This is a genomic window from Agrococcus baldri (assembly GCA_900114805.1).
Classification (GTDB): domain Bacteria; phylum Actinomycetota; class Actinomycetes; order Actinomycetales; family Microbacteriaceae; genus Agrococcus; species Agrococcus baldri.
Genome location: FOZN01000004.1, coordinates 280,639 through 301,140 on the forward strand (window position 1 = coordinate 280,639; position 20,502 = coordinate 301,140).

General features: G+C 70.5%; 17 protein-coding genes. 6 read left to right on the forward strand and 11 right to left on the reverse strand.

Annotated elements, in window-relative coordinates:
• Positions 1–10: 10 nt before the first annotated feature.
• Positions 11–967, reverse strand: a complete 957-nt coding sequence (locus tag BM288_RS13030; protein ID WP_092919456.1) for a heme o synthase — start codon at positions 965–967, stop codon at positions 11–13.
• 188 nt (positions 968–1,155) lie between these two features.
• Here BM288_RS13030 and tkt point away from each other — a divergent pair, with 188 nt between their 5' ends.
• The 6 genes from tkt to pgl are packed head-to-tail and all read left to right on the forward strand — an operon-like array spanning position 1,156 to position 9,215.
• Positions 1,156–3,270 (forward strand): transketolase, encoded by a 2,115-nt coding sequence (gene tkt, locus BM288_RS13035; protein ID WP_318255577.1) that lies wholly within the window; start codon positions 1,156–1,158, stop codon positions 3,268–3,270.
• A 24-nt stretch (positions 3,271–3,294) separates the two neighbouring features.
• Complete coding sequence (gene tal, locus BM288_RS13040; RefSeq protein ID WP_092919458.1) at positions 3,295–4,407, forward strand: transaldolase; 1,113 nt, start codon at positions 3,295–3,297, stop codon at positions 4,405–4,407.
• Entirely contained in the window at positions 4,404–5,999 is a 1,596-nt protein-coding gene (locus BM288_RS13045; protein ID WP_092919460.1) for a glucose-6-phosphate isomerase, read from the forward strand. The genes tal and BM288_RS13045 overlap by 4 nt, the downstream gene beginning before the upstream one ends.
• A complete protein-coding gene (gene zwf, locus BM288_RS13050) occupies positions 5,996–7,573 on the forward strand; it encodes a glucose-6-phosphate dehydrogenase (protein WP_092919462.1) in 1,578 nt (525 codons plus the stop codon). The genes BM288_RS13045 and zwf overlap by 4 nt, the downstream gene beginning before the upstream one ends.
• The gene (locus BM288_RS13055; protein ID WP_092919464.1) at positions 7,570–8,508 is read left to right on the forward strand and encodes a glucose-6-phosphate dehydrogenase assembly protein OpcA; all 939 of its coding nucleotides are present in this window, start codon (positions 7,570–7,572) and stop codon (positions 8,506–8,508) included. The genes zwf and BM288_RS13055 overlap by 4 nt, the downstream gene beginning before the upstream one ends.
• Positions 8,505–9,215 carry a 6-phosphogluconolactonase gene (gene pgl, locus BM288_RS13060; RefSeq protein WP_092919466.1) on the forward strand — a complete coding sequence of 237 codons (711 nt, stop codon included), beginning with the start codon at positions 8,505–8,507 and terminating at the stop codon, positions 9,213–9,215. Before BM288_RS13055 ends, pgl begins: the two co-directional genes overlap by 4 nt.
• A 54-nt stretch (positions 9,216–9,269) precedes the next feature.
• On the opposite strand, the gene BM288_RS13065 is transcribed toward pgl, so the two are convergent.
• The 10 genes from BM288_RS13065 to uvrA all read right to left on the reverse strand — a co-directional run bounded on the left by BM288_RS13065 (position 9,270) and on the right by uvrA (position 20,455).
• Entirely contained in the window at positions 9,270–9,626 is a 357-nt protein-coding gene (locus BM288_RS13065) for an RNA polymerase-binding protein RbpA (RefSeq protein ID WP_092919468.1), read from the reverse strand.
• The gene (gene secG / locus BM288_RS13070; protein WP_092919470.1) at positions 9,626–9,874 is read right to left on the reverse strand and encodes a preprotein translocase subunit SecG; all 249 of its coding nucleotides are present in this window, start codon (positions 9,872–9,874) and stop codon (positions 9,626–9,628) included. The genes BM288_RS13065 and secG overlap by 1 nt, the downstream gene beginning before the upstream one ends.
• A 128-nt stretch (positions 9,875–10,002) precedes the next feature.
• Positions 10,003–10,800, reverse strand: coding sequence for a triose-phosphate isomerase (gene tpiA, locus BM288_RS13075; RefSeq protein WP_092919472.1), 798 nt, complete (start codon positions 10,798–10,800; stop codon positions 10,003–10,005).
• On the reverse strand, positions 10,797–12,008 hold the full coding sequence (locus BM288_RS13080; protein WP_092919474.1) for a phosphoglycerate kinase: 1,212 nt from the start codon (positions 12,006–12,008) through the stop codon (positions 10,797–10,799). The genes tpiA and BM288_RS13080 overlap by 4 nt, the downstream gene beginning before the upstream one ends.
• Positions 12,009–12,013: 5 nt before the next feature.
• Complete coding sequence (gene gap, locus BM288_RS13085; protein WP_092919476.1) at positions 12,014–13,021, reverse strand: type I glyceraldehyde-3-phosphate dehydrogenase; 1,008 nt, start codon at positions 13,019–13,021, stop codon at positions 12,014–12,016.
• An 80-nt stretch (positions 13,022–13,101) separates the two neighbouring features.
• The gene (locus tag BM288_RS13090) at positions 13,102–13,725 is read right to left on the reverse strand and encodes a superoxide dismutase (protein ID WP_092919478.1); all 624 of its coding nucleotides are present in this window, start codon (positions 13,723–13,725) and stop codon (positions 13,102–13,104) included.
• A 94-nt stretch (positions 13,726–13,819) separates the two neighbouring features.
• Positions 13,820–14,797: a DNA-binding protein WhiA gene (gene whiA / locus BM288_RS13095; protein WP_092919480.1), complete on the reverse strand. Its 978-nt coding sequence runs from the start codon at positions 14,795–14,797 to the stop codon at positions 13,820–13,822.
• A 14-nt stretch (positions 14,798–14,811) separates the two neighbouring features.
• The gene (gene rapZ / locus BM288_RS13100; RefSeq protein ID WP_092919482.1) at positions 14,812–15,675 is read right to left on the reverse strand and encodes an RNase adapter RapZ; all 864 of its coding nucleotides are present in this window, start codon (positions 15,673–15,675) and stop codon (positions 14,812–14,814) included.
• Positions 15,672–17,582: an excinuclease ABC subunit UvrC gene (gene uvrC / locus BM288_RS13105; RefSeq protein ID WP_092919484.1), complete on the reverse strand. Its 1,911-nt coding sequence runs from the start codon at positions 17,580–17,582 to the stop codon at positions 15,672–15,674. The genes rapZ and uvrC overlap by 4 nt, the downstream gene beginning before the upstream one ends.
• A complete protein-coding gene (gene uvrA / locus BM288_RS13110; protein ID WP_092919486.1) occupies positions 17,579–20,455 on the reverse strand; it encodes an excinuclease ABC subunit UvrA in 2,877 nt (958 codons plus the stop codon). The genes uvrC and uvrA overlap by 4 nt, the downstream gene beginning before the upstream one ends.
• Positions 20,456–20,502 lie beyond the last annotated feature (47 nt).

A 20,502-nucleotide genomic window follows, 5' to 3' on the forward strand; every position in this document is an offset into this window, starting at 1 on the left:
GCGGCGGCGCTCAGAAGGGCAGCAGCGGGTCGACGCCGACCGCGAGGAAGACCAGCGTCAGGTAGGTGTTCGAGGCGTGGAAGACGCGCATCGCGCGCAGCTCGACCTTGCCCTTGATCGCGCGGCTGTACAGCCCGTGCGCCTCACCGACGAACCAGGCGCCGGCGATGATCGCCACGCCCGAGTACAGCAGCCCCATGCCGGCGACCGGGATGAGCAGCAGCGTGCACGCGAGCGACGCCCACGCGTAGAGGATGACCTGGATGCCCACCATCGGCTTGCCGCGCACGACACCGAGCATCGGCACATCCGCCGCCTCGTAGTCGTCGCGGTACTTCATCGACAGCGGCCAGTAGTGCGCCGGGGTCCAGAGGAAGACGAGGGTGAACAGGATCCAGGCGGGCCAGTCGAGCGTGCCGGTGACGCCGGCCCAGCCGATGACGACCGGGAAGCATCCGGCGATGCCGCCCCAGACGATGTTCTGCTCGGTGCGGCGCTTGAGCAGCATCGTGTAGATGAGCACGTAGAAGGCGATGGCCGCGAGCGACAGCGCGGCGGCCAGCGGCGTCGCGAAGACCGCGAGCACCACGGTCGAGACCACCGCGAGCGTCCACGCGAACACTCGCGCCTCGGCGACCGAGAGCGTGCCGGTGACGAGCGGCCGCTGCTGCGTGCGGTGCATCACCTTGTCGATGTCGCGGTCGAGGATCATGTTGAACGCGTTCGCGCTGCCGGCGCTCAGGAAGCCGCCGATCAGCGTCGCGACGAGCGCGCCGAGCGGGGGCACGCCGCCGGCGGCCAGGAACATCGTCGGCAGCGCCGTCACCAGCAGCAGCTCGATCACGCGCGGTTTCGTCAGTGCGACGTAGGCGCCTGCCTTGAGCGCGAGCGTCGACCGCTGCGCTGCCTCCGGCTGCCGCTCCGCGTCCGACGGCGTCGAGACGCCTGAGGTGGTCGCGTTGGACATGCAGCTGGTTCCGTTCAGACGAGTTCGGGGAGGCCAGAGGCCAACAGCCATCCTATCCGACCCGCACGCTCATGCTGCCGGAATCGAACCGGGATCGTATGGGCCGGCTCACTATGCTGGACGAGTCGCAACGCCCTCCCCGCCGCGGATTCACTTCGCCGCGCGGGCCGCCCGAAGAAGGAGCCGCCTTGGCATTCGAATGGACCACCAACGACCAGCAGGCAGTCGACACCGCTCGCGTGCTCGCGGCCGACGCCGTCGAGAAGGTCGGCAACGGCCACCCCGGCACGGCGATGAGCCTCGCGCCCGTCGCGCACCTGCTCTTCCAGAAGGTCATGGATCGCGACCCCGCCGACGACCAGTGGATCGGGCGCGACCGCTTCATCCTCTCGGTCGGCCACTCGTCGCTGACGCAGTACATCCAGCTCTACCTGACCGGCTCGGGCCTGGAGAAGACCGACATCGAGTCGCTCCGCACCTGGGGCTCGCTCACGCCCGGCCACCCCGAGTACGGCCACACGAAGGGCATCGAGATCACCACCGGCCCGCTCGGCCAGGGTCTCGCCTCCGCGGTCGGGTTCGCCTACGCGCAGCGCTTCGAGCGCGAGCTGCTCGACCCCGAGGCGCCCGAGGGCGAGAGCCCGTTCGACCACTACACCTATGTGATCGCGGGCGACGGCGACCTGCAGGAGGGCGTCACGAGCGAGGCCGGCTCGCTCGCCGGCCACCAGAAGCTCGGCCGCCTGATCGCGATCTACGACGCGAACCAGATCTCGATCGAGGATGACGTCGACATCGCCTTCACCGAAGACGTCAAGGCCCGCTACGAGGCCTACGGCTGGCAGGTGCTCGAAGTCGCCTGGCGCAAGAGCGACGGGCCGAAGGCACCCGAGTACGTCGAGGATGTCGCAGCGCTGCACGGCGCCATCGTGCAGGCGCAGGGCGAGACCGGCAAGCCGACGCTCATCATCCTCAAGACGATCATCGGCTGGCCGGCCCCCACCAAGCAGGGCACCGGTGGCGTGCACGGCTCGAAGCTCGGCGGCGAGGAGGTCGCGGCGGTCAAGGAGGCGCTCGGCTTCGACCCCGAGCAGTCGTTCCAGGTCGAGGACGCCGTCATCGAGTACACGCGCGGCAACGCCGCGCAGCGGGCATCCGACGCGCGCGGCGCATGGCAGGAGCGCTTCGACGCGTGGGCGACCGCGAACCCCGAGTCGAAGGCGCTGCTCGACCGCCTGCTCTCCGGCGAGCTGCCGGAGGGCGTCGAGGATGCGCTGCCGACGTTCGAGGCCGGCACCGAGGTCGCGACGCGCGCGGCATCCGGCAAGACCCTGAACGCGCTCGCAGCAGTGCTGCCGGAGCTGTGGGGCGGCTCGGCCGACCTTGCGGGCTCGAACAACACCACGCTGGACGACATGGGCTCCTTCGCTCCCCCGCAGCACGCGACCGACGAATTCCCGAACGCCTCCGCGAGCGGCCGCACGATGCACTTCGGCATCCGCGAGCACGCGATGGCGGCGATCCTCAACGGCATCGTGCTGCACGGCCCGACGCGTCCCTACGGCGGCACGTTCCTGATCTTCAGCGACTACCAGCGGCCTGCGCTGCGCCTCGCCGCGCTCATGGGCGTGCACCCCATCCACGTGTGGACGCACGACTCGGTGGCGCTGGGCGAGGACGGCCCGACGCACCAGCCGATCGAGCAGCTCGCGACGCTGCGCGCCATCCCCGGCTTCGAGATCGTCCGCCCGTCGGACGCGAATGAGACCGCCTGGGCGTGGAAGACCATCCTCGAGCGCCGCGACCGGCCGGTCGGCATCGCGCTGAGCCGCCAGAACCTGCCGGTCTTCGAGCGCGGCGACGGCGCGGCATCCGGTGACACCCTCGCGCATGCGTCGAACGTCGCGAAGGGTGCCTACGTGCTCGCCGAGGCCACCGACGGGGCACCGGAGATCATCCTGATCGCCACCGGCTCCGAGGTGCAGCTCGCACTCGCCGCCCGCGAGCAGCTGCAGGCCGACGGCGTCGCCGCTCGCGTCGTCGCGGCACCGTCGCTCGAGTGGTTCGCCGAGCAGTCGGACGAGTACCGCGAGTCGGTGCTGCCGGCGGCCGTCAAGGCGCGCGTCTCGGTCGAGGCGGGGTCGGCGCTCAGCTGGCACAGCGTGGTCGGCGACGCGGGCCGCACGGTGGCGATCGACCACTTCGGTGCGAGCGCCGACTGGCAGACCCTGTTCCGCGAGTTCGGCTTCACGGCGGAGGCCGTGGTCGAGGCCGCTCGCGCATCCATCGAAGCGGCTCGCTGAGCGGGCCCGGCAGGAGACGAGAACATGAATCAGAACACCCAGGCCCTCAGCGACGCCGGCGTCAGCATCTGGCTGGACGACCTCTCGCGCCAGCGCATCACGAGCGGCAGCCTCAAGCAGCTCACGGCGGAGCGGAACGTCGTCGGCGTGACGACGAACCCGACGATCTTCGCGAACGCGATCGCGGCCGGCGAGGACTACGAGGCGGCCGTGCAGGAGCTGGCCGCCGGCGGCGCGAGCGTCGATGAGGTGATCACTGCCCTCACGACGAGCGACGTCGCCGAGGCGTGCGACATCTTCGCCGACCTCTACCGATCCACCGGCGGCGTCGACGGCCGCGTCTCGATCGAGGTCGAGCCCGGCCTCGCCCGCGACACCGACGGCACGATCGCCCAGGCGGCCTCGCTGCACGAGCGCGTCGCGCGCGAGAACGTCCTCATCAAGATCCCCGCCACGCAGGAGGGCCTGGAGGCGATCGCCGCGACCACCGCTGCCGGCATCAGCGTGAACGTGACGCTGATCTTCTCGCTCGACCGCTACCGCGACGTCATCAACGCCTACCTCACGGGCCTCGAGCGCGCGCAGCAGGCGGGCCACGACCTGTCGAAGATCCACTCGGTCGCTTCGTTCTTCGTCTCCCGCGTCGACTCCGAGATCGACAAGCGGCTCGAGCGACAAGGCACCGAGGGGGCCGCGGCGCTCAAGGGCAAGGCGGGCCTCGCGAACGCCCACCTGGCCTACCGCGTCTGGCAGGAGGCATTCGCGAGCGAGCGTGCCCAGGCACTGCTGGAGGCCGGCGCCAACACGCAGCGTCCGCTGTGGGCCTCCACCGGCGTCAAGGACCCGGCGCTGCCGGATACGCTCTACGTCACTGAGCTCGTCGCGCCGCAGACGGTGAACACGATGCCCGAGAAGACCCTCGAGGCGCTCGCCGACCACGGGCAGATCACCGGCGACTCGGTGACCGGCCGGGCCGACGAGGCCGAGGGCGTGCTCGATGCGCTCGACGCCATCGGCGTCTCCTACAACGAGGTCGTCGAGCTGCTCGAGACCGAGGGTCTCGAGAAGTTCGACGCATCGTGGGCCGAGCTGGTGCAGACCGTGCAGGAGCACATGGGACAGGGAGCGCAGGCATGACGTTCTCCATCAACGCCTCCGGCGCCGCGGCCGAGGCGATCGAGCGGGTCGTTCCGCAGCTCGTCGCCGACGGAGTGGCCGGCAGGCTCGTCTCCGGCGACGCCACGCTCTGGGGCGAGGCCGCAGAGGCCGAGGCGTCGATCCGGCTCGGCTGGGTCGAGGCGGCCGCAGGCACGCGCGGGCTCGTCGACGACATCGAGGCGCTGCGCAAGCAGCTGCGCGAGCAGGGCGTCGACCGCATCGCGCTGGCCGGCATGGGCGGTTCCTCGCTCGCGCCGGAGGTCATCACCCGCACCGAGGGCGTCGACCTGATCGTGCTCGACTCCACCGAACCGTCACAGGTGCGCAGGGCACTGCGGGACGGCCTGGCCCGCACGGCGCTCGTGGTCTCTTCGAAGTCGGGCTCCACGCTCGAGACCGACAGCCAGAAGCGCGCGTTCGAGGCCGCCTACCGCGACGCGGGCATCGACCCGGCAGAGCGCATCATCGTGGTCACCGACCCGGGCTCGCCGCTCGACGGCGAGGCTCGCCGCGCCGGCTACCGGGTGTTCAACGCCGACCCGAACGTGGGCGGGCGCTACTCGGCGCTCACCGCATTCGGCATCGTCCCCTCCGGGCTGGCCGGCGTCGACGTGCGCGAGCTCATCGATGAGGCGATCGCCGCGCTGCCCGAGATCAGCGAGGACTCGGCCGACAACCCCGGGCTCAGGCTCGCCGCCGCGATCGCCGCCACGAAGCCGCTGCGCGACAAGACCGGCATCGTCACCGACGGCACGCACATCGTCGGTCTCGGCGAGTGGGCCGAGCAGCTGATCGCCGAATCCACCGGCAAGGAGGGCATCGGCCTGCTGCCGATCGTGCTCGAGAAGGACGCGCCCGAGCTGTCGGCCGACCTGGCCGACCTGCAGGTCGTGCGCCTGGTGGGCTCCGCCCGTGACACGCGCGAGGTGGCCGAGGGCGAGGTCGAGGTGGCGGGCACGCTCGGCGCACAGCTGCTGGTGTGGGAGTTCGCCGTGGCCGTCGCCGGTCGCATCCTGGGCATCAACCCCTTCGACCAGCCGGACGTCGAGTCGGCGAAGATCGCGGCGCGCGGCCTGCTCGACTCGCTCGAGCCGCCGGCAGCGCCGGCCGCAATCGACGGCGGCATCGAGGTGCGCGGCACCGCCGGCGTCGCACTCGAGACCGTGGACGCATCCGTCGATGCCCTGCTCGCGCAGCTGGCCGAGGGCGGCTACCTGGCGATCCACGCCTACCTCGACCGGATCGGCCAGCCGCGCTTCGAGCGGCTGCGCGCCGCCTTCGCAGCGCGCACCGGGCGCCCGGTGACGTTCGGATGGGGCCCGCGATTCCTGCACTCCACCGGGCAGTACCACAAGGGCGGCACGCCCAACGGGGTCTTCCTGCAGCTGCTGGGCACGCCGCACGAGGATCTCGAGATCCCCGGTCGGCCGTTCACGTTCGGCCAGCTGATCCAGTCGCAGGCATCCGGCGACGCGAGCGTGCTCGCCGAGCACGGCCGGCCCGTGCTGACGCTGACGCTGGACGACCTGGACGAGGGCCTCGATCGGCTCCTCGCCGCAGCCGCTCGATGAACGACGCAACGGCCGGGGCGGCGCAGACCGTCCCGGCCGTGCCCATCTCGGCCGGCCACAATCCCCTCCGTGACGCCACCGACCAGCGACTCACGCGCATCCCGGGACCGAATGCGCTGACCTTCTTCGGCGTCACCGGCGACCTTGCGCGGAAGAAGCTGCTGCCGGCGGTCTACGACCTCGCCAACCGCGGTCTGCTGCCCCCGGGCTTCGGCCTGGTCGGCTTCGGCCGCCGCGACTGGACGCACGAGCAGTTCGCCGAGGTGGTCCGCGAGGCCGTGCAGCAGCACGCCCGCACCTCCTTCCGCGAGTCGGTCTGGCGGCAGCTCGCCGAGGGCATCCGCTTCGTGCAGGGCGACTTCGACGACGACGCGGCCTTCGACCGGCTGGCAGAGGTGCTGGCCGAGCTCGACACCGCCCGCGGCACGATGGGCAACCACGCCTTCTACCTCTCGATCCCGCCCAACGCCTTCCCGCTTGTCACCCAGCAGCTCAAGCGCTCCGGCCTCGCCGAGGGCGCGGCCGATCGCTGGCGGCGCGTGGTGATCGAGAAGCCCTTCGGCCACGATCTGGCCTCTGCGCGTGAGCTCAACGAGGTCGTCGAGTCGGTCTTCCCGGCCGACAGCGTCTTCCGCATCGACCACTACCTCGGCAAGGAGACGGTGCAGAACATCCTGGCGCTGCGCTTCGCCAACGCGCTGTGGGAGCCGATCTGGAACGCCAACCACATCGACCACGTGCAGATCACGATGGCTGAGGACATCGGCGTGGGCGGCCGCGCCGGGTACTACGACGGCATCGGCGCCGCCCGAGACGTGATCCAGAACCACCTGCTGCAGCTCTTCGCGCTCACCGCCATGGAGGAGCCGGTGTCGTTCGACGCCGCCGACCTCCGGGTCGAGAAGGAGAAAGTGCTGCGCGCCGCGCGGGTGCCGCTCCCCCTCGAGCACTCGACGGCTCGCGGCCAGTACGGCGGCGGCTGGCACGGCGGCGGCCAGGTGCGGGGCTTCCTGGAAGAGGAGGGCATGCGCCCGGACTCGGCCACCGAGACCTACGCCGCGGTGAAGCTCGAGGTCGACACACGCCGCTGGGCGGGCGTGCCGTTCTACCTCCGCGCCGGCAAACGGCTCGGCCGCCGCGTGACCGAGATCGCGATCGTCTTCAAGCGCGCGTCGCAGTACCTCTTCGAGGATTCCGCGCTGCGCACGATGGGCGAGAACGCCCTGGTGATCCGCGTGCAGCCCGACGAGGGCGTCTCGATGCGGTTCGGCTCGAAGGTGCCGGGCCCGGGCATGCACGTGCGCGACGTGACGATGGACTTCGGCTACGGCCACGCCTTCACCGAGGAGAGCCCCGAGGCCTACGAGCGGCTCATCCTCGACGTGCTGCTGGGCGACCCGCCGCTGTTCCCCCGCCACGAAGAGGTCGAGCTCTCCTGGAAGATCCTCGACCCCATCGAGCAGCACTGGGAGCAGCAGGGCGGACCCGTCGAGCAGTACCAGCCCGGCTCCTGGGGCCCGCAGGGCGCGCACGAGCTGCTCGCGCGCGACGGCAGGCACTGGAGGCGACCGTGATCATCCGACTTTCCCGCACCAACACCGCAGAGGTGCAGCGGCGCATGCTGGAGATCCGCGACGAGGGCGGCGTCGTCGCGCTCGGCCGTGTGCTCACGCTGGTCGTGCACACCCAGATCGGCGCCGAGGAGGAGGCGATCAGGGCGGCCAACCAGGCCTCCCGCGAGCACCCGATGCGCGTCATCGTGGTCTCCCGCAACCCCGACAGCATCAATGCGGGCGAAGAGGCGCGCCTCGATGCCGAGCTGCGGGTGGGTGCCGACGCCGGCGCGAGCGAGGTGGTGCTGCTGCAGTGCTACGGCGAGCTCGGCTCGCACCTGCTCGGCATCGTGCAGGGCCTGCTGCTGCCGGATGCACCGGTGGTCGCCTGGTGGCCCAGCTTCATGCCCGAGACGCCCTCGGCGTCGCAGCTGGGGCAGATCTCGCAGCGCCGCATCACCGACTCCGGCAAGCAGGCCGATCCGCGCCAGGCGATCCTGACGCTCGCTGGCTGCTACACGCCGGGCGACACCGACCTGGCGTGGACGAGGCTGACGAACTGGCGCGCGCACATGGCCGCACTGCTCGACCAGCCGCCCTACGAGCCGGTGCGCTCCGGCGTCGTCATCGGTGACCTGGCCAACCCGAGCGTGCACCTCATGGCCGGCTGGCTGCGCCTGCGGCTGCGGGTGCCGATCGAGCAGATCGAGGCCGGCGACACCCCGACCGGGTCGAGCGGACTGCACGCGGTCGAGCTGCGGCGCGAGAGCGGCTCATCGTCGCTCACGCGCATGCGCGATTCGGTCGGCGTGCTCCAGCAGCCCGGACAGCCCTCGCACAACGTCGCGCTCTCCACGCGCGGCCTCGAGGACCAGCTGGCGGAGGAGCTGCGCAAGCTCGACGCCGACGACATGTATCGACAGGTCCTGCTGTCGATCGCAGAGGAGCCCCGATGAACGTCATCACCCACCGCGATCGCGCGGCGCTCGTCGCGCAGACGGCCGACCGGCTCACCGCGCTGCTCGGCGAGCTGATCGCCACGCAGGGACGCGCGACGGTCGCCGTCACCGGCGGCTCGGTCGGCATCGAGCTGCTCGCCGCGCTCGCCGACCGCGACATCGACTGGCAGCACGTCGTCATCACCTGGAGCGACGAGCGCTACGTCGCGGCCGACTCCCCCGACCGCAACGCCCGGCAGGCACGCGAGGCGCTGCTCGACCTGGTGCCGATCCCGGCAGAGAACGTGCGCGAGCTGCCCGCCGACGACGGCACGCCGCTCGATGCGGCCGCTGCCGCGGGCAGCGCGCTGCTCGAGTCGCTCGGCACGATCGACCTGACGCTGCTGGGCATGGGCCCGGATGCGCACATCGCGTCGCTCTTCCCCGGCATGCCGGGCGTGCTGCAGCCGGGCGTCGCGGTGATCGCCGTCACCGACTCCCCCAAGCCGCCGCCCTCGCGTCTGAGCTTCACGGTCGGCGCGATCAACGCATCCGACCGTGTCTGGCTCATCGTCGCCGGTGCGGACAAGGCGGAGGCCGCCGCGCTCGCACGCAGCGGCGCAGCCCCGGAGACAGCGCCCGCCGGCACCGCGCAGGGCCGCGAGGAGACGCTCATGCTGCTGGACGCCGAAGCGGCCGCCCTCCTGGAGGAGGACGGCCGCTGAGGTCGGTGTCGTCTCGATGCGCCCCTTCGGGCTGACCGACGGACGCAGGTCGCGTCAGCCGCGACCCTCTGCCGAGCGGAGCTTCTGCAGCGCCTCGTCGAGCAGCTGCGTCGACTCCTCGGGCGTGCGGCGCTCCTTCACGTAGGCGAGGTGCGTCTTGTAGGGCTCGTTCTTCGCCACCGAGGGCGGGTTCTCCTTGTCACGGCCGGCCGGCAGACCGGTCGACGGCGAGTCGATCACCTCGGGGATCTCGTCCTCGGGCAGGTCGGCCGCGAAGTAGCGGACCGTCTCGTTGCCCATGGCGTCCCAGTAGGAGATCGCCACGCGCTCGGCGTGGAAGCCCCGGTCCTGCTCGCCCATGGGGCCCGCGCCGACGCGCGAGCCGCGGATTGCACTGCCACCGGAAGCCATCAGATCCCCGCAAACTTGGTGATGAGTCCGAGCACCACGATCGAGGCGAGCCATGCGAGGCCCACGACCACGGTGATCGTGTTGAGGTTGCGCTCAGCCACGCCGGATGAGCCGATCGAGCCGCCCACGCCGCCGCCGAACATGTCGGACAGGCCGCCGCCGCGGCCCTTGTGCAGCAGGATGAACAGCGTCAGCAGCACCGAGGTGACGCCGAGGATCACCTGCATGACGATCTGGAGAATCTCCACTAGCCCTCTTTCTCAATTCCTCGGCCGAAGCCGCGACCGTGCGCGCGACGCGACGACGGCGCACGGGAAGTCCAACGAGCATCCTACCGCAGGGATTCCCGAGCATCGGGCTCGGCCCTGCGCGCCGCTCAGGTGCCGACGTGCTGCCGGTACCTCGCGATGGCCGCGAACTCCGCCGCGTCGAGGCTCGCGCCGCCCACGAGTGCGCCGTCGACGTCGGGCTCGCGCATGAAGCCGGCGATGTTGCCCGACTTGACGCTGCCGCCGTAGAGGATGCGCGTCGCCGCGGCTGCCTCGTCGCCACGCACCTCAGCGATCGTCTGCCGCAGCGCCTGGCACACCTGCTGCGCCTGCTCCGACGTGGCCGCCTGACCCGAGCCGATCGCCCAGACCGGCTCGTAGGCGACCACGATCTCACCGGAGTCGGGCAGCTCGGCGAGCACATCGCGCAGCTGCTGCACGGGCACTGCGGAGGCGCCGTGCTGCTCCAGATCCTCGGCGGTCTCCCCCACGCAGATCACCGGGGTGACCCCGTGCTGCAGCGCGGCCGCGGCCTTCCTGCCGACCACCGCATCCGTCTCGTGGTGGTCCTGCCGACGCTCGGAGTGGCCGACGATGGCGTAGGCGCACTCGAGCTTGGCCAGCATGCTCGCCGAGACCTCGCCGGTGTGGGCGCCGGACTCGTGCTGCGAGACGTCCTGCGCGCCGAAGCGCAGCTCGAACTTCTCGGCCGAGACCAGCGTCTGCACGCTGCGCAGATCGGTGAAGGGCGGGAAGACCGCCACTTCGACTGCCGCATGGTCGTGCTTGCCGTCCTGGAGGGTCCATGCGAGCTTCTGCACGAGCGCAATCGCCTGCAGGTGGTCCTGGTTGAGCTTCCAGTTGCCCGCGATGAGCGGAACGCGGTCTGCCTTCGGTGTGGTCACAGGCCCAATGCCTCCAGTCCAGGGAGGCGGGCGCCCTCGAGGAATTCGAGGCTCGCACCGCCGCCGGTCGAGATGTGGCCGAACGCGTCGTCGGCGAAGCCCAGCTGCCGCACCGCAGCGGCCGAGTCGCCGCCGCCGACGACCGAGAGGCCGTCGATCTCGGTGAGCGCCTGCGCGACGGCCTTGGTGCCGTGCGCGAAGGCCGGCATCTCGAACACGCCCATCGGGCCGTTCCAGAACACGGTCGCGGCGCTGCGGATGGCCTCGGCGAACGCGGCAGCCGAATCCGGCCCGATGTCGAGGCCGATGCCGTCCTTGCCGAAGCTCGACTGCCCGATCGCGTCGGCGGCGACCGTCTCGTGCTCGGCGTCGGCGTCGAAAGCGGCTGCGACGACGATGTCGGTGGGCAGCAGCAGCTCGACGCCGAGCTCCTTCGCCTGCTGCAGGTAGCCGCGCACGCGGTCGAGCTGGTCGTCCTCGAGCAGGCTCGAGGCGACGCCGTGGCCCTGCGCAGCGAGGAAGGTGAAGAGCATGCCGCCGCCGATGAGCAGCCGGTCGACGCGCGGCAGCAGGTGCTCGATCACGCCGAGCTTGTCGCTCACCTTGGAACCGCCGAGCACGACCGCGTAGGGGTGCTCCGGCGAGTCGGTCAATCGTGAGAGCACCTCGAGCTCGCGCTCGACGAGCATGCCGGCGGCGCTGGGCAGCGCCTTGGCGATCTCGTACACGCTCGCCTGCTCGCGATGGACGACCCCGAAGCCGTCGGAGACGAAGACGTCGGCGCCCGCCGCCAGCTCGCCGGCGAACGCGGCGCGCTCGTCGGCATCCTTGCTGGTCTCGCGGGGATCGAAGCGCAGGTTCTCGAGCAGCGCCAGCTGCCCGTCCTGCAGGGCGGTCCGGACGCGCTCGGCGTCCTCGCCGACCGTGTCGGTCGCGAAGGCGACCGAGGTCTCGAGCAGCTCGCCCAGCCGCGCGGCGACCGGCTCGAGCGAGTACTGCGCCTCCGGCGCGCCCTTCGGACGGCCGAGGTGGGACATCGCCACCACCTTCGCGCCCTGCTCGAGCAGGGCGCGAAGGGTTGGCAGCGATGCGACGATCCGGCCCTCGTCGGTGATGGCGCCGTCCTGCAGCGGGACGTTGAAGTCGCAGCGGATGAGGACGGTCTTCCCGGCGAGATCGCCGAGCGTTGAGAGGGTGCGGATCGCCATGCGGATCAGAGCTGCGAGCCGACGTGCTCGGCGAGGTCGACCAGACGGCAGGAGTAGCCCCACTCGTTGTCGTACCACGACGAGATCTTCACCTGGTCGCCCATGACGCGGGTCAGGCCCGAGTCGAAGATGGACGAGTACGGGTTGCCGACGATGTCGGACGAGACGATCTCATCCTCGGTGTACTGCAGGAAGCCCTTGAGCGGTCCCGACTCGGCGGCAGCCTTGTACGCCGCGTTGATCTCGTCGACCGTGAGGCCGTCCCGGGTCGTCACCGTCAGGTCGGTGATGGAGCCCGTGGGCACGGGCACGCGCAGCGCGTAGCCGTCGAGCAGGCCGTTGAGCTGCGGCATGACCAGGCCGATCGCCTTCGCCGCCCCGGTGGAGGTGGGGATGACCGACAGCGCGGCGGCGCGGGCGCGACGCAGGTCGCTGTGCGGGCCGTCCTGCAGGTTCTGGTCTGCGGTGTACGCGTGCACCGTCGTCATCAGTCCGCGCTCGATGCCGAACGACTCGTGGAAGACCTTCGCCAGCGGAGCGAGGCAGTTGGTCGTGCAGGAGGCGTTCGAGATGACGTGATCGGTCTCGGGGTTGTAGTCGTGGTGGTTGACGCCCATCACGAACGTGGGCGCCGGACCCTTGGCGGGAGCGGAGAGGATGACCTTCTTCGCGCCCGCGGCGATGTGCGCGGATGCCGCGTCGACCTTCGTGAAGCGGCCGGTCGACTCGATCACGACGTCGACGTCGAGCTCGCCCCACGGCAGCTTGGACGGGTCCTTCTCCTCGAGCGCGCGGAACTGGTCGTCGCCCACCGTGATGGTGCCCTCGTCGAAGCTCACCGGTGCCTCCATCGGTCCGGAGACCGAGTCGTACTTGAGCAGGTGGGCGAGGGTCTTGTTGTCGGTGAGGTCGTTGACCGCGACGACGTCGATGTCAGCGCCCTGGGCAAGCGCTGCACGCACGAAGTTGCGGCCGATCCGACCGAAGCCGTTGACGGCTACCTTCAGAGTCATGGGATGTCTTTCCTGACTGTCGGGATGGAAGGGCCCCGGACGTCGTGCCCGGGGCCCCGGTCACATGGTGACGTTCTTGATCAGCGGACGATGAGTCCCGCGGTCTGCGCCTTGGCGGCGTCGAATCGAGCCTGCGCGTCCTGCCAGTTCACGATGTTCCAGAACGCCTTGACGTAGTCGGCCTTGACGTTCAGGTAGTCGAGGTAGAAGGCGTGCTCCCACATGTCGAGCATGAGGATCGGCTGGGCGCCGACGGGCACGTTGCCCTGCTGGTCGAAGAGCTGGAAGACATTCAGCCGCGAGGCGATCGAGTCCCACGCCAGCACCGACCAGCCCGAGCCCTGAATGCCCGTGGCGTTGGCCGTGAAGTGCGCCTTGAACTTGGCGAAGTCGCCGAAGAACTCGCCGATCGCGGCTTGCAGCTCACCCTCGGGCTCACCGCCGCCGTCGCCGGCGAGGTTGTTCCAGAAGACGGTGTGGTTGGTGTGCCCGCCGAGGTTGAACGCAAGGTCCTTCTCGAGCTTGTTGATCGCGCCGAAGTCATCGGCGTCACGCGCGGCCTGCAGCTTCTCGAGCGCGGTGTTCGCGCCGTCGACGTAGGCCTTGTGGTGCTTGTCGTGGTGGAGCTCCATGATCTTCGCCGAGATGTGGGGCTCGAGCGCCGCGTAGTCGTACGGCAGGTCGGGAAGTGTGTAGACGGCCATGGGATTCATCCTCTCTTGCGCGCGCTGCGCGCCGATTGGTCAGTTCGATCCTAGCCACCGGCACCCTGGACGAAACAGGTGCCGGAGGGTCTTGTCAGACGTCGATGTCCTCCGGCACTGCGGACTCGGTGCCAGGGATGCCCTGGTCCTGAGCGGAGCGGTCGGCCATCGCCAGCAGACGCCGGATGCGGCCGGCGACCGCGTCCTTCGTCATGGTCGGCTTCGCGAGGTGCCCGAGCTCGTCCAGACTCGCGTCGCGGTTCTCGAGCCGCAGCCTGCCCGCGTAGGCGAGGTGCTCCGGCACCTCCGGGCCCAGGATCTCGAGGGCGCGCTCGATGCGCGCGCACGCGGCCACGGCGGCCTGCGCGCTGCGGCGCAGGTTGGCGTCGTCGAAGTTCACCAGCCGGTTCGCCGTGGCGCGGACCTCGCGGCGCTGCCGCAGCTCGGCCCAGGCCTGCACCGTCTGGTGGGCACCCATGGTCGTCAGCATGCGCGAGATCGGCTCGCCCTCGCGGATGACGACGCGGTGCGCGCCGCGCACCTCGCGCGACTTGGCGGGCACGCCGAGGCGGCCGGCGGCGCCCACGAGCGCCATGGCGGCCTCGTTGCCGGGGCACGCGACTTCCAGCGCGGCGGAGCGGCCCGGATCCGACAGCGAACCCTGGGCGAGGAACGCGCCGCGCCAGATGCCCGCCAGATCCTCGAGGGAGCCGGTGGTGACCTTGTTGGGGAGCCCGCGCACCGGCCGGCGCCGCGCATCCATCAGTCCGGTCTGCCTGGCGAGCGTCTCGCCCTCGGCGATCACGCGCACCAGGTACGCGCCGGTGGTGCGATTCGACGAGGAGGAGATCTTCGCGATCTCGGCGCGCACGCCGTACAGCTCGAGGATGCTCTTGGCGAGCCTGCGAGCGGCAGCGGCCGAGTCGAGCTCGCTCTCGACCGCGACGCGGTTCGAGATCACGTGGAGTCCGCCGGCGAACCGCAGCAGGGTCGCGACCTCTGCCGCCTTCGTCTGAGGCCTCGTCACGCGGACCCGCGCGAGCTCCTCCTTGACGTCGTCGGTCAGTGCCACGCCTGCTCCTCTCGTCATTCGCGCCCCAGATCTCGATGCTTCACGGCGACGCGCAGCCCCGGCATGCCGGAGAGCCGCTTCGCCAGGTGCTCCGCGGTGGCCACCGATCGGTGCTTGCCACCGGTGCACCCTACGCCCAGCACAGCGTGCAGCTTGTTCTCACGGACATAGCCGGCCAGCACCGGCCGCAGCGCCTCGACGTAGCGGTCGAGGAACTCCTGCGCGCCCTCCTGCTGGAGCACGTAGTCGGAGACGACGGCCTCGGTGCCGTCGTGCCCGCGAAGATCGGGGATCCAGAACGGGTTCGGGAGGAAGCGCATGTCGGCGACCAGGTCGGCGTCGACCGGCAGCCCGTACTTGAAGCCGAAGCTCATCACCGTCAGCGTCACCTCGAGCTCGCCGCCGGGGGCGAACCGCTCGCCGACGCGCGTCGTCAGCTGGTGCGGGTTGAGCCCGGTGGTGTCGAGCAGATCGTCAGCCATCCCGCGCAGCGGCTCGAGCCGGGTGCGCTCCATGCGGATGCCGTCGAGGATCGTGCCGTCGCCCTGCAGCGGGTGCGGCCTGCGCACCTGCTCGTAGCGCCGCACCAGCTCGGCGTCGCTCGCCTCCAGGAACATCACCCGCACCGAGTGCTCGGCGCGCAGCATCTCGACGAAGCGCTTGGCGTCGTCGAAGAGCGCACCGCCTCGCACGTCGACGACGATCGCCAGCTTCGGCTCGGTGGATGCGTTGGTGGCGGCCGTGCGCACGAGCGCCCGCAGCATCGTGGGAGGCAGATTGTCGACCACGAACCAGCCGAGGTCCTCGAGCGCGTTCGCGACGGTCGTCCTACCGGCACCGGACATCCCAGTGATGATGACGATCTGTCTGGCGTTCACGCTTGCTGTCCCTGTCGCTCGGCTGCTCCCCCCATCGTATCGGCGCTGAGCCTGTGCGCCACGGTCGCCGCCAGAGCCCGCCCGATGCCGGGCACCTCGGCGAGCTGCTCGGCGCTCGCGGCGCGCACGCGCTTGGCGGAGCCGAAGTGCTTCAGCAGCGCACGCACCCTGCCGGGGCCGAGGCCCGGGATGGTGCTCAGCTGCGACTCGATCGCGCTCGAGCGCTTCTGGCGCTGGTAGCTGATGGCCACCCGGTGCGCCTCGTCGCGCAGTCGCTGCACCAGGTAGAGGGCCTCACTCGTGCGCGGGAGGATCACCGGATACTCGTCGTCCGGCAGCCAGAGCTCCTCGAGCCGCTTCGCGATGCCGGCCAGTGCGACGCCTCGCACGCCGGCCTCGTCGAGCGCGCGCTTGGCGGCCTGCACCTGCGGCCGGCCGCCGTCGACGAGCAGCAGCTGCGGGGTGTACGCGAAGCGCGTCCCGGTGTCCTCCGGGTCGCCCTCGGCGATGTACCGGGCCCTGCGCGTCATGATCTGGTAGATCGAGTCGGTGTCGTCGGTGGTCTCGGCGATCGCGAACTTGCGGTACTGATCCTTGCGAGGCAGGCCGTCCTCGAACACGACCATCGAGGCGACCACCCCGGTGCCGCCCAAGTGCGAGACGTCGAAGCACTCGATGCGCAGCGGCGCCTCACTCATGCCCAGCGCCTCCTGCAGGTCGGCGAGCGCCTGCGAGCGCGTCACGTAGTCGCTGGTGCGCTTGGTGCGCGCAACCTGCAGCGCGTGCGCGGCGTTCACGGTGGCCGAGTCGGCGAGCTTGCGCTTCTCCCCCCGCTGCGGCACCCGCACGGCGACCCGGCCCGGCAGGCCGTGCTCGCTGCGGCGGTCGGTGAGCCAGATCTCGACCTCGTCGGCGGCATCCGGCTGCTTGGGCAGCAGCACCTCGCGGGCGGGCGGGTCACCGGTCTCGTAGGCGATGCGCAGGATCTGGGTGGCGAGCTCGCCGTCGGTCAGGTCGATCTCAGTGTCGACCACCCACGACTTGGTGCCGCGGATGCGTCCGCCGCGCACCGCGAAGAGGTGCACGGCCGCGCTGAGCTCGTCATGCACGAGCCCGAACACGTCGGCGTCCACCCGGTCGGAGAGCACGACGCTCGTGCGCTCGAGCACGGTCTGGAGCGCGGAGAGCTGGTCGCGGAGCCTCGCGGCGCGCTCGAACTCGAGCCGGGCGCTGGCGCGCTGCATCTCCTCGCGGACCCGGTCGACGAACTCCTGGTCGCCGCCGTTCATGAAGGTGACCAGGTCACGTGCGGTGGCGCGGTGCTCGTCGAAGCCGACGCGGCCCACGCAGGGAGCGGAGCACTTGCCGATGTCACCCAGCAGGCACGGCCGGCCGCTGCGCTCGGCGCGGTCGTAGACCGACTGGCTGCAGGAGCGCATCGGGAAGGCCTTCAGCAGCAGGTCGAGCGTCTCGCGGATCGCCCAGACCTTCGTGTACGGGCCGAAGTAGCGGGCGCCGCGCAGGTTGCGATTGCGGGTGATGAGGGCGCGGGGCACGTCGTCGCCCATCGTCACGGCGAGGTACGGGTACGACTTGTCATCCCGGAACTGCACGTTGAACGGGGGCTCGTACTCTTTGATCCAGGTGAACTCCAGCTGCAGCGCCTCGAACTCGCTCGCCACGATGGTCCACTCGACCCGCACGGCCGTCAGCACCATCCGCCGAGTGCGCTCGTGGAGCGTCTCGAGCGGCTGGAAGTAGTTCGCCAGCCGCTGCCGCAGGTTCTTCGCCTTGCCCACGTACAGCACGCGCTCGTGCTCGTCGCGGAACCGGTAGACGCCCGGGGCGGTGGGGATGGTGCCGGCGGCGGGCTTGTACGCGACGGTGCGCGACGGTGCGGGCGTCATCGCACTCCTGCGCCGAGCATCTCCTTCAGGAAGCTGCCGGTGTAGCTCTCGGGCACCTCCGCGACCTCCTCTGGCGTGCCGGTGGCCACGACCATGCCACCGCCGCTGCCGCCCTCGGGGCCTAGGTCGATGATCCAGTCGGCGCTCTTGATCACGTCGAGCGCGTGCTCGATGGTCAGGACCGTGTTCCCCTTCTGCACCAGGCCGTCGAGCACCTCCAGCAGCTTGCGCACGTCATCGAAGTGCAGGCCGGTGGTGGGCTCGTCGAGCACGTAGATGGCGCGACCGGAGGTGCGGCGCTGCAGCTCGGTGGCGAGCTTGACGCGCTGCGCCTCGCCGCCGGAGAGCGTCGTCGCTGACTGCCCCAGCCGCACGTAGCCGAGGCCCACGTCGACGAGCGTCTTGAGGTAGCGGTGGATCGAGGAGATGGGCTCGAAGAAGCCCGCGGCCTCCTCGATCGGCATCTCGAGCACGTCGGCGATCGACTTGCCCTTGTAGTGCACCGAGAGGGTGTCGCGGTTGTAGCGCTTGCCGTGGCATACCTCGCACTCGACGTAGACGTCGGGCAGGAAGTTCATCTCGATCTTGAGCGTGCCATCGCCCTGGCAGGCCTCGCAGCGGCCGCCCTTGACATTGAACGAGAAGCGACCGGCCAGATAGCCGCGCGTCTTCGCCTCCGCCGTCTCGGCGAACAGGTTGCGGATCTTGTCGAACACGCCCGTGTAGGTCGCGGGGTTCGAGCGCGGAGTGCGCCCGATCGGGCCCTGGTCGACGTGCACCACCTTGTCGAGGTGCTCGAGGCCGGTCACCCTCGTGTGCCGCGCCGGCACCTGGCGGGCCCCGTTGAGGGCGTTCGCGAGCACCTTGTGCAGGATGTCGTTGACGAGCGTGGACTTGCCGGAGCCGGAGACGCCGGTGACGGCGACGAACACGCCCAGCGGGATGTCGACGTCGATGTGCTGCAGGTTGTTCGCCCGCGCGCCCTCGATGCGCAGCATGCGCGCGGGGTCGATGGGGCGGCGCTCCACCGGCACCGGGATCGACTCGCGACCGGAGAGGTAGGCGCCCGTGAGCGAGGCCCGGTTCTCGATGAGCTCCTCGTAGCTGCCGGAGTGCACCACCTCACCGCCGTGCTCCCCCGCGCCGGGGCCGATGTCGACGATCCAGTCGGCGGTGCGGATGGTGTCCTCGTCGTGCTCGACCACGATGAGCGTGTTGCCGAGGTCGCGCAGCGCCTCGAGCGTCGAGATGAGCTTGCGGTTGTCGCGCTGGTGCAGGCCGATGGACGGCTCGTCCAGCACGTACAGCACGCCGGTGAGACCCGCGCCGATCTGCGTGGCGAGGCGGATGCGCTGGGCCTCGCCGCCGGACAGCGTCGCCGCCGCGCGCGAGAGCGAGAGGTAGCCGAGCCCGACGCGGATGAGGAAGTCGAGTCGCGCGCGGATCTCGCGCAGCACCGCCGCCGCGATGGTCGCCTCGCGGTCGTCGAGCTCGAGCCCGTGCATGTACGCGTGCGCGTCGGTCAGGCTCATGTCGGAGACGGTGGCGATCGATGAGCCGTGCACGAGCACCGCGAGCACCTCGGGCTTGAGGCGCGCGCCGCCGCACTCGGGGCAGGGCACCTCGCGCAGGAACTCGCCGTGCTTCGAGCGCACCCAGTCGCTGTCGGCCTCGGCGTGCTTGCGCTGGATGTACGGCATGACGCCCTCGTAGCCGGAGGCGTACTTCAGGGTGCGCCCGTAGCGGTTGCGCCACTGCACCATCACATTGCCGTCGGTGCCGTGCAGGATCACCTTCTGCACGTCGTCGTCGAGCTCGTGCCACGGCGTCTCCAGCGAGAAGCCCATGTCGTTGGCGAGGCCGGTGAGGAGCCGCTCGAAGTACGTGTAGAGCCCCTTGCCGGACTGCGTCCACGGCAGGATCGCGCCCTCGCGGATCGACAGCGCCTCGTCGGCGATCACCAGGTCGGCGTCGGCCGCCATGCGGGTGCCGATGCCCGTGCAGGCGGGGCAGGCGCCGAAGGGGGCGTTGAACGAGAACGTGCGCGGCTCGATCTCGGTGAGCGCGACTGGGTGGCGGTTCGGGCAGGAGAGCTTCTCGCTGAAGGTGCGACGGCGGTCGGCGTCGCTCTCGTCCACGTCGACGTAGTCGATGGTGGCGAGGCCGTCGGCGAGCCGCAGCGCGGTCTCGAGCGAGTCGGTCAGCCGCGAGAGCATGCCCGGCTCAGCCACCAGTCGGTCGACGACCACCGAGATGTCGTGCTTGTTCTGCTTCTTGAGCGCCGGCGCATCCGCCAGCTGCACGACCTGGCCGTCGATCACGGCACGCGAGTAGCCGGTCGCGATCAGGTTGCGGATCAGGTCGGAGAACTCGCCCTTCTTCTGCTGCACGACGGGCGCGAGGATCTGGAAGCGGGTGCGCTCCGGCAGCTCCATCAGCTCGTCGGCGATCTGCTGCACGGTCTGCCGCTGGATGCGCTCGCCGCACACGGGGCAGTGCGGCACGCCGATGCGCGCCCACAGCAGGCGCATGTAGTCGAACACCTCGGTGATGGTGCCGACCGTCGAGCGCGGGTTGCGGTTGGTCGACTTCTGATCGATCGAGACCGCCGGGCTCAGACCCTCGATGAAGTCGACGTCGGGGCGGTCGACCTGCCCGAGGAACTGCCGCGCGTAGGCCGACAGCGACTCGACGTACCGGCGCTGCCCCTCGGCGAAGATGGTGTCGAAGGCGAGCGACGACTTGCCCGATCCGGAGAGTCCTGTGAACACCACCAGCGCGTCGCGCGGGATGCGCAGATCGACGTCTTTCAGGTTGTGCTCGCGCGCGCCGCGCACGTGCAGCTCGGAGGTGCTGGTGGTCGTGGATGTCACCCACTCATCGTAGGACCGGCCGCTGACACGCGCCCGCCGCGTTCGCC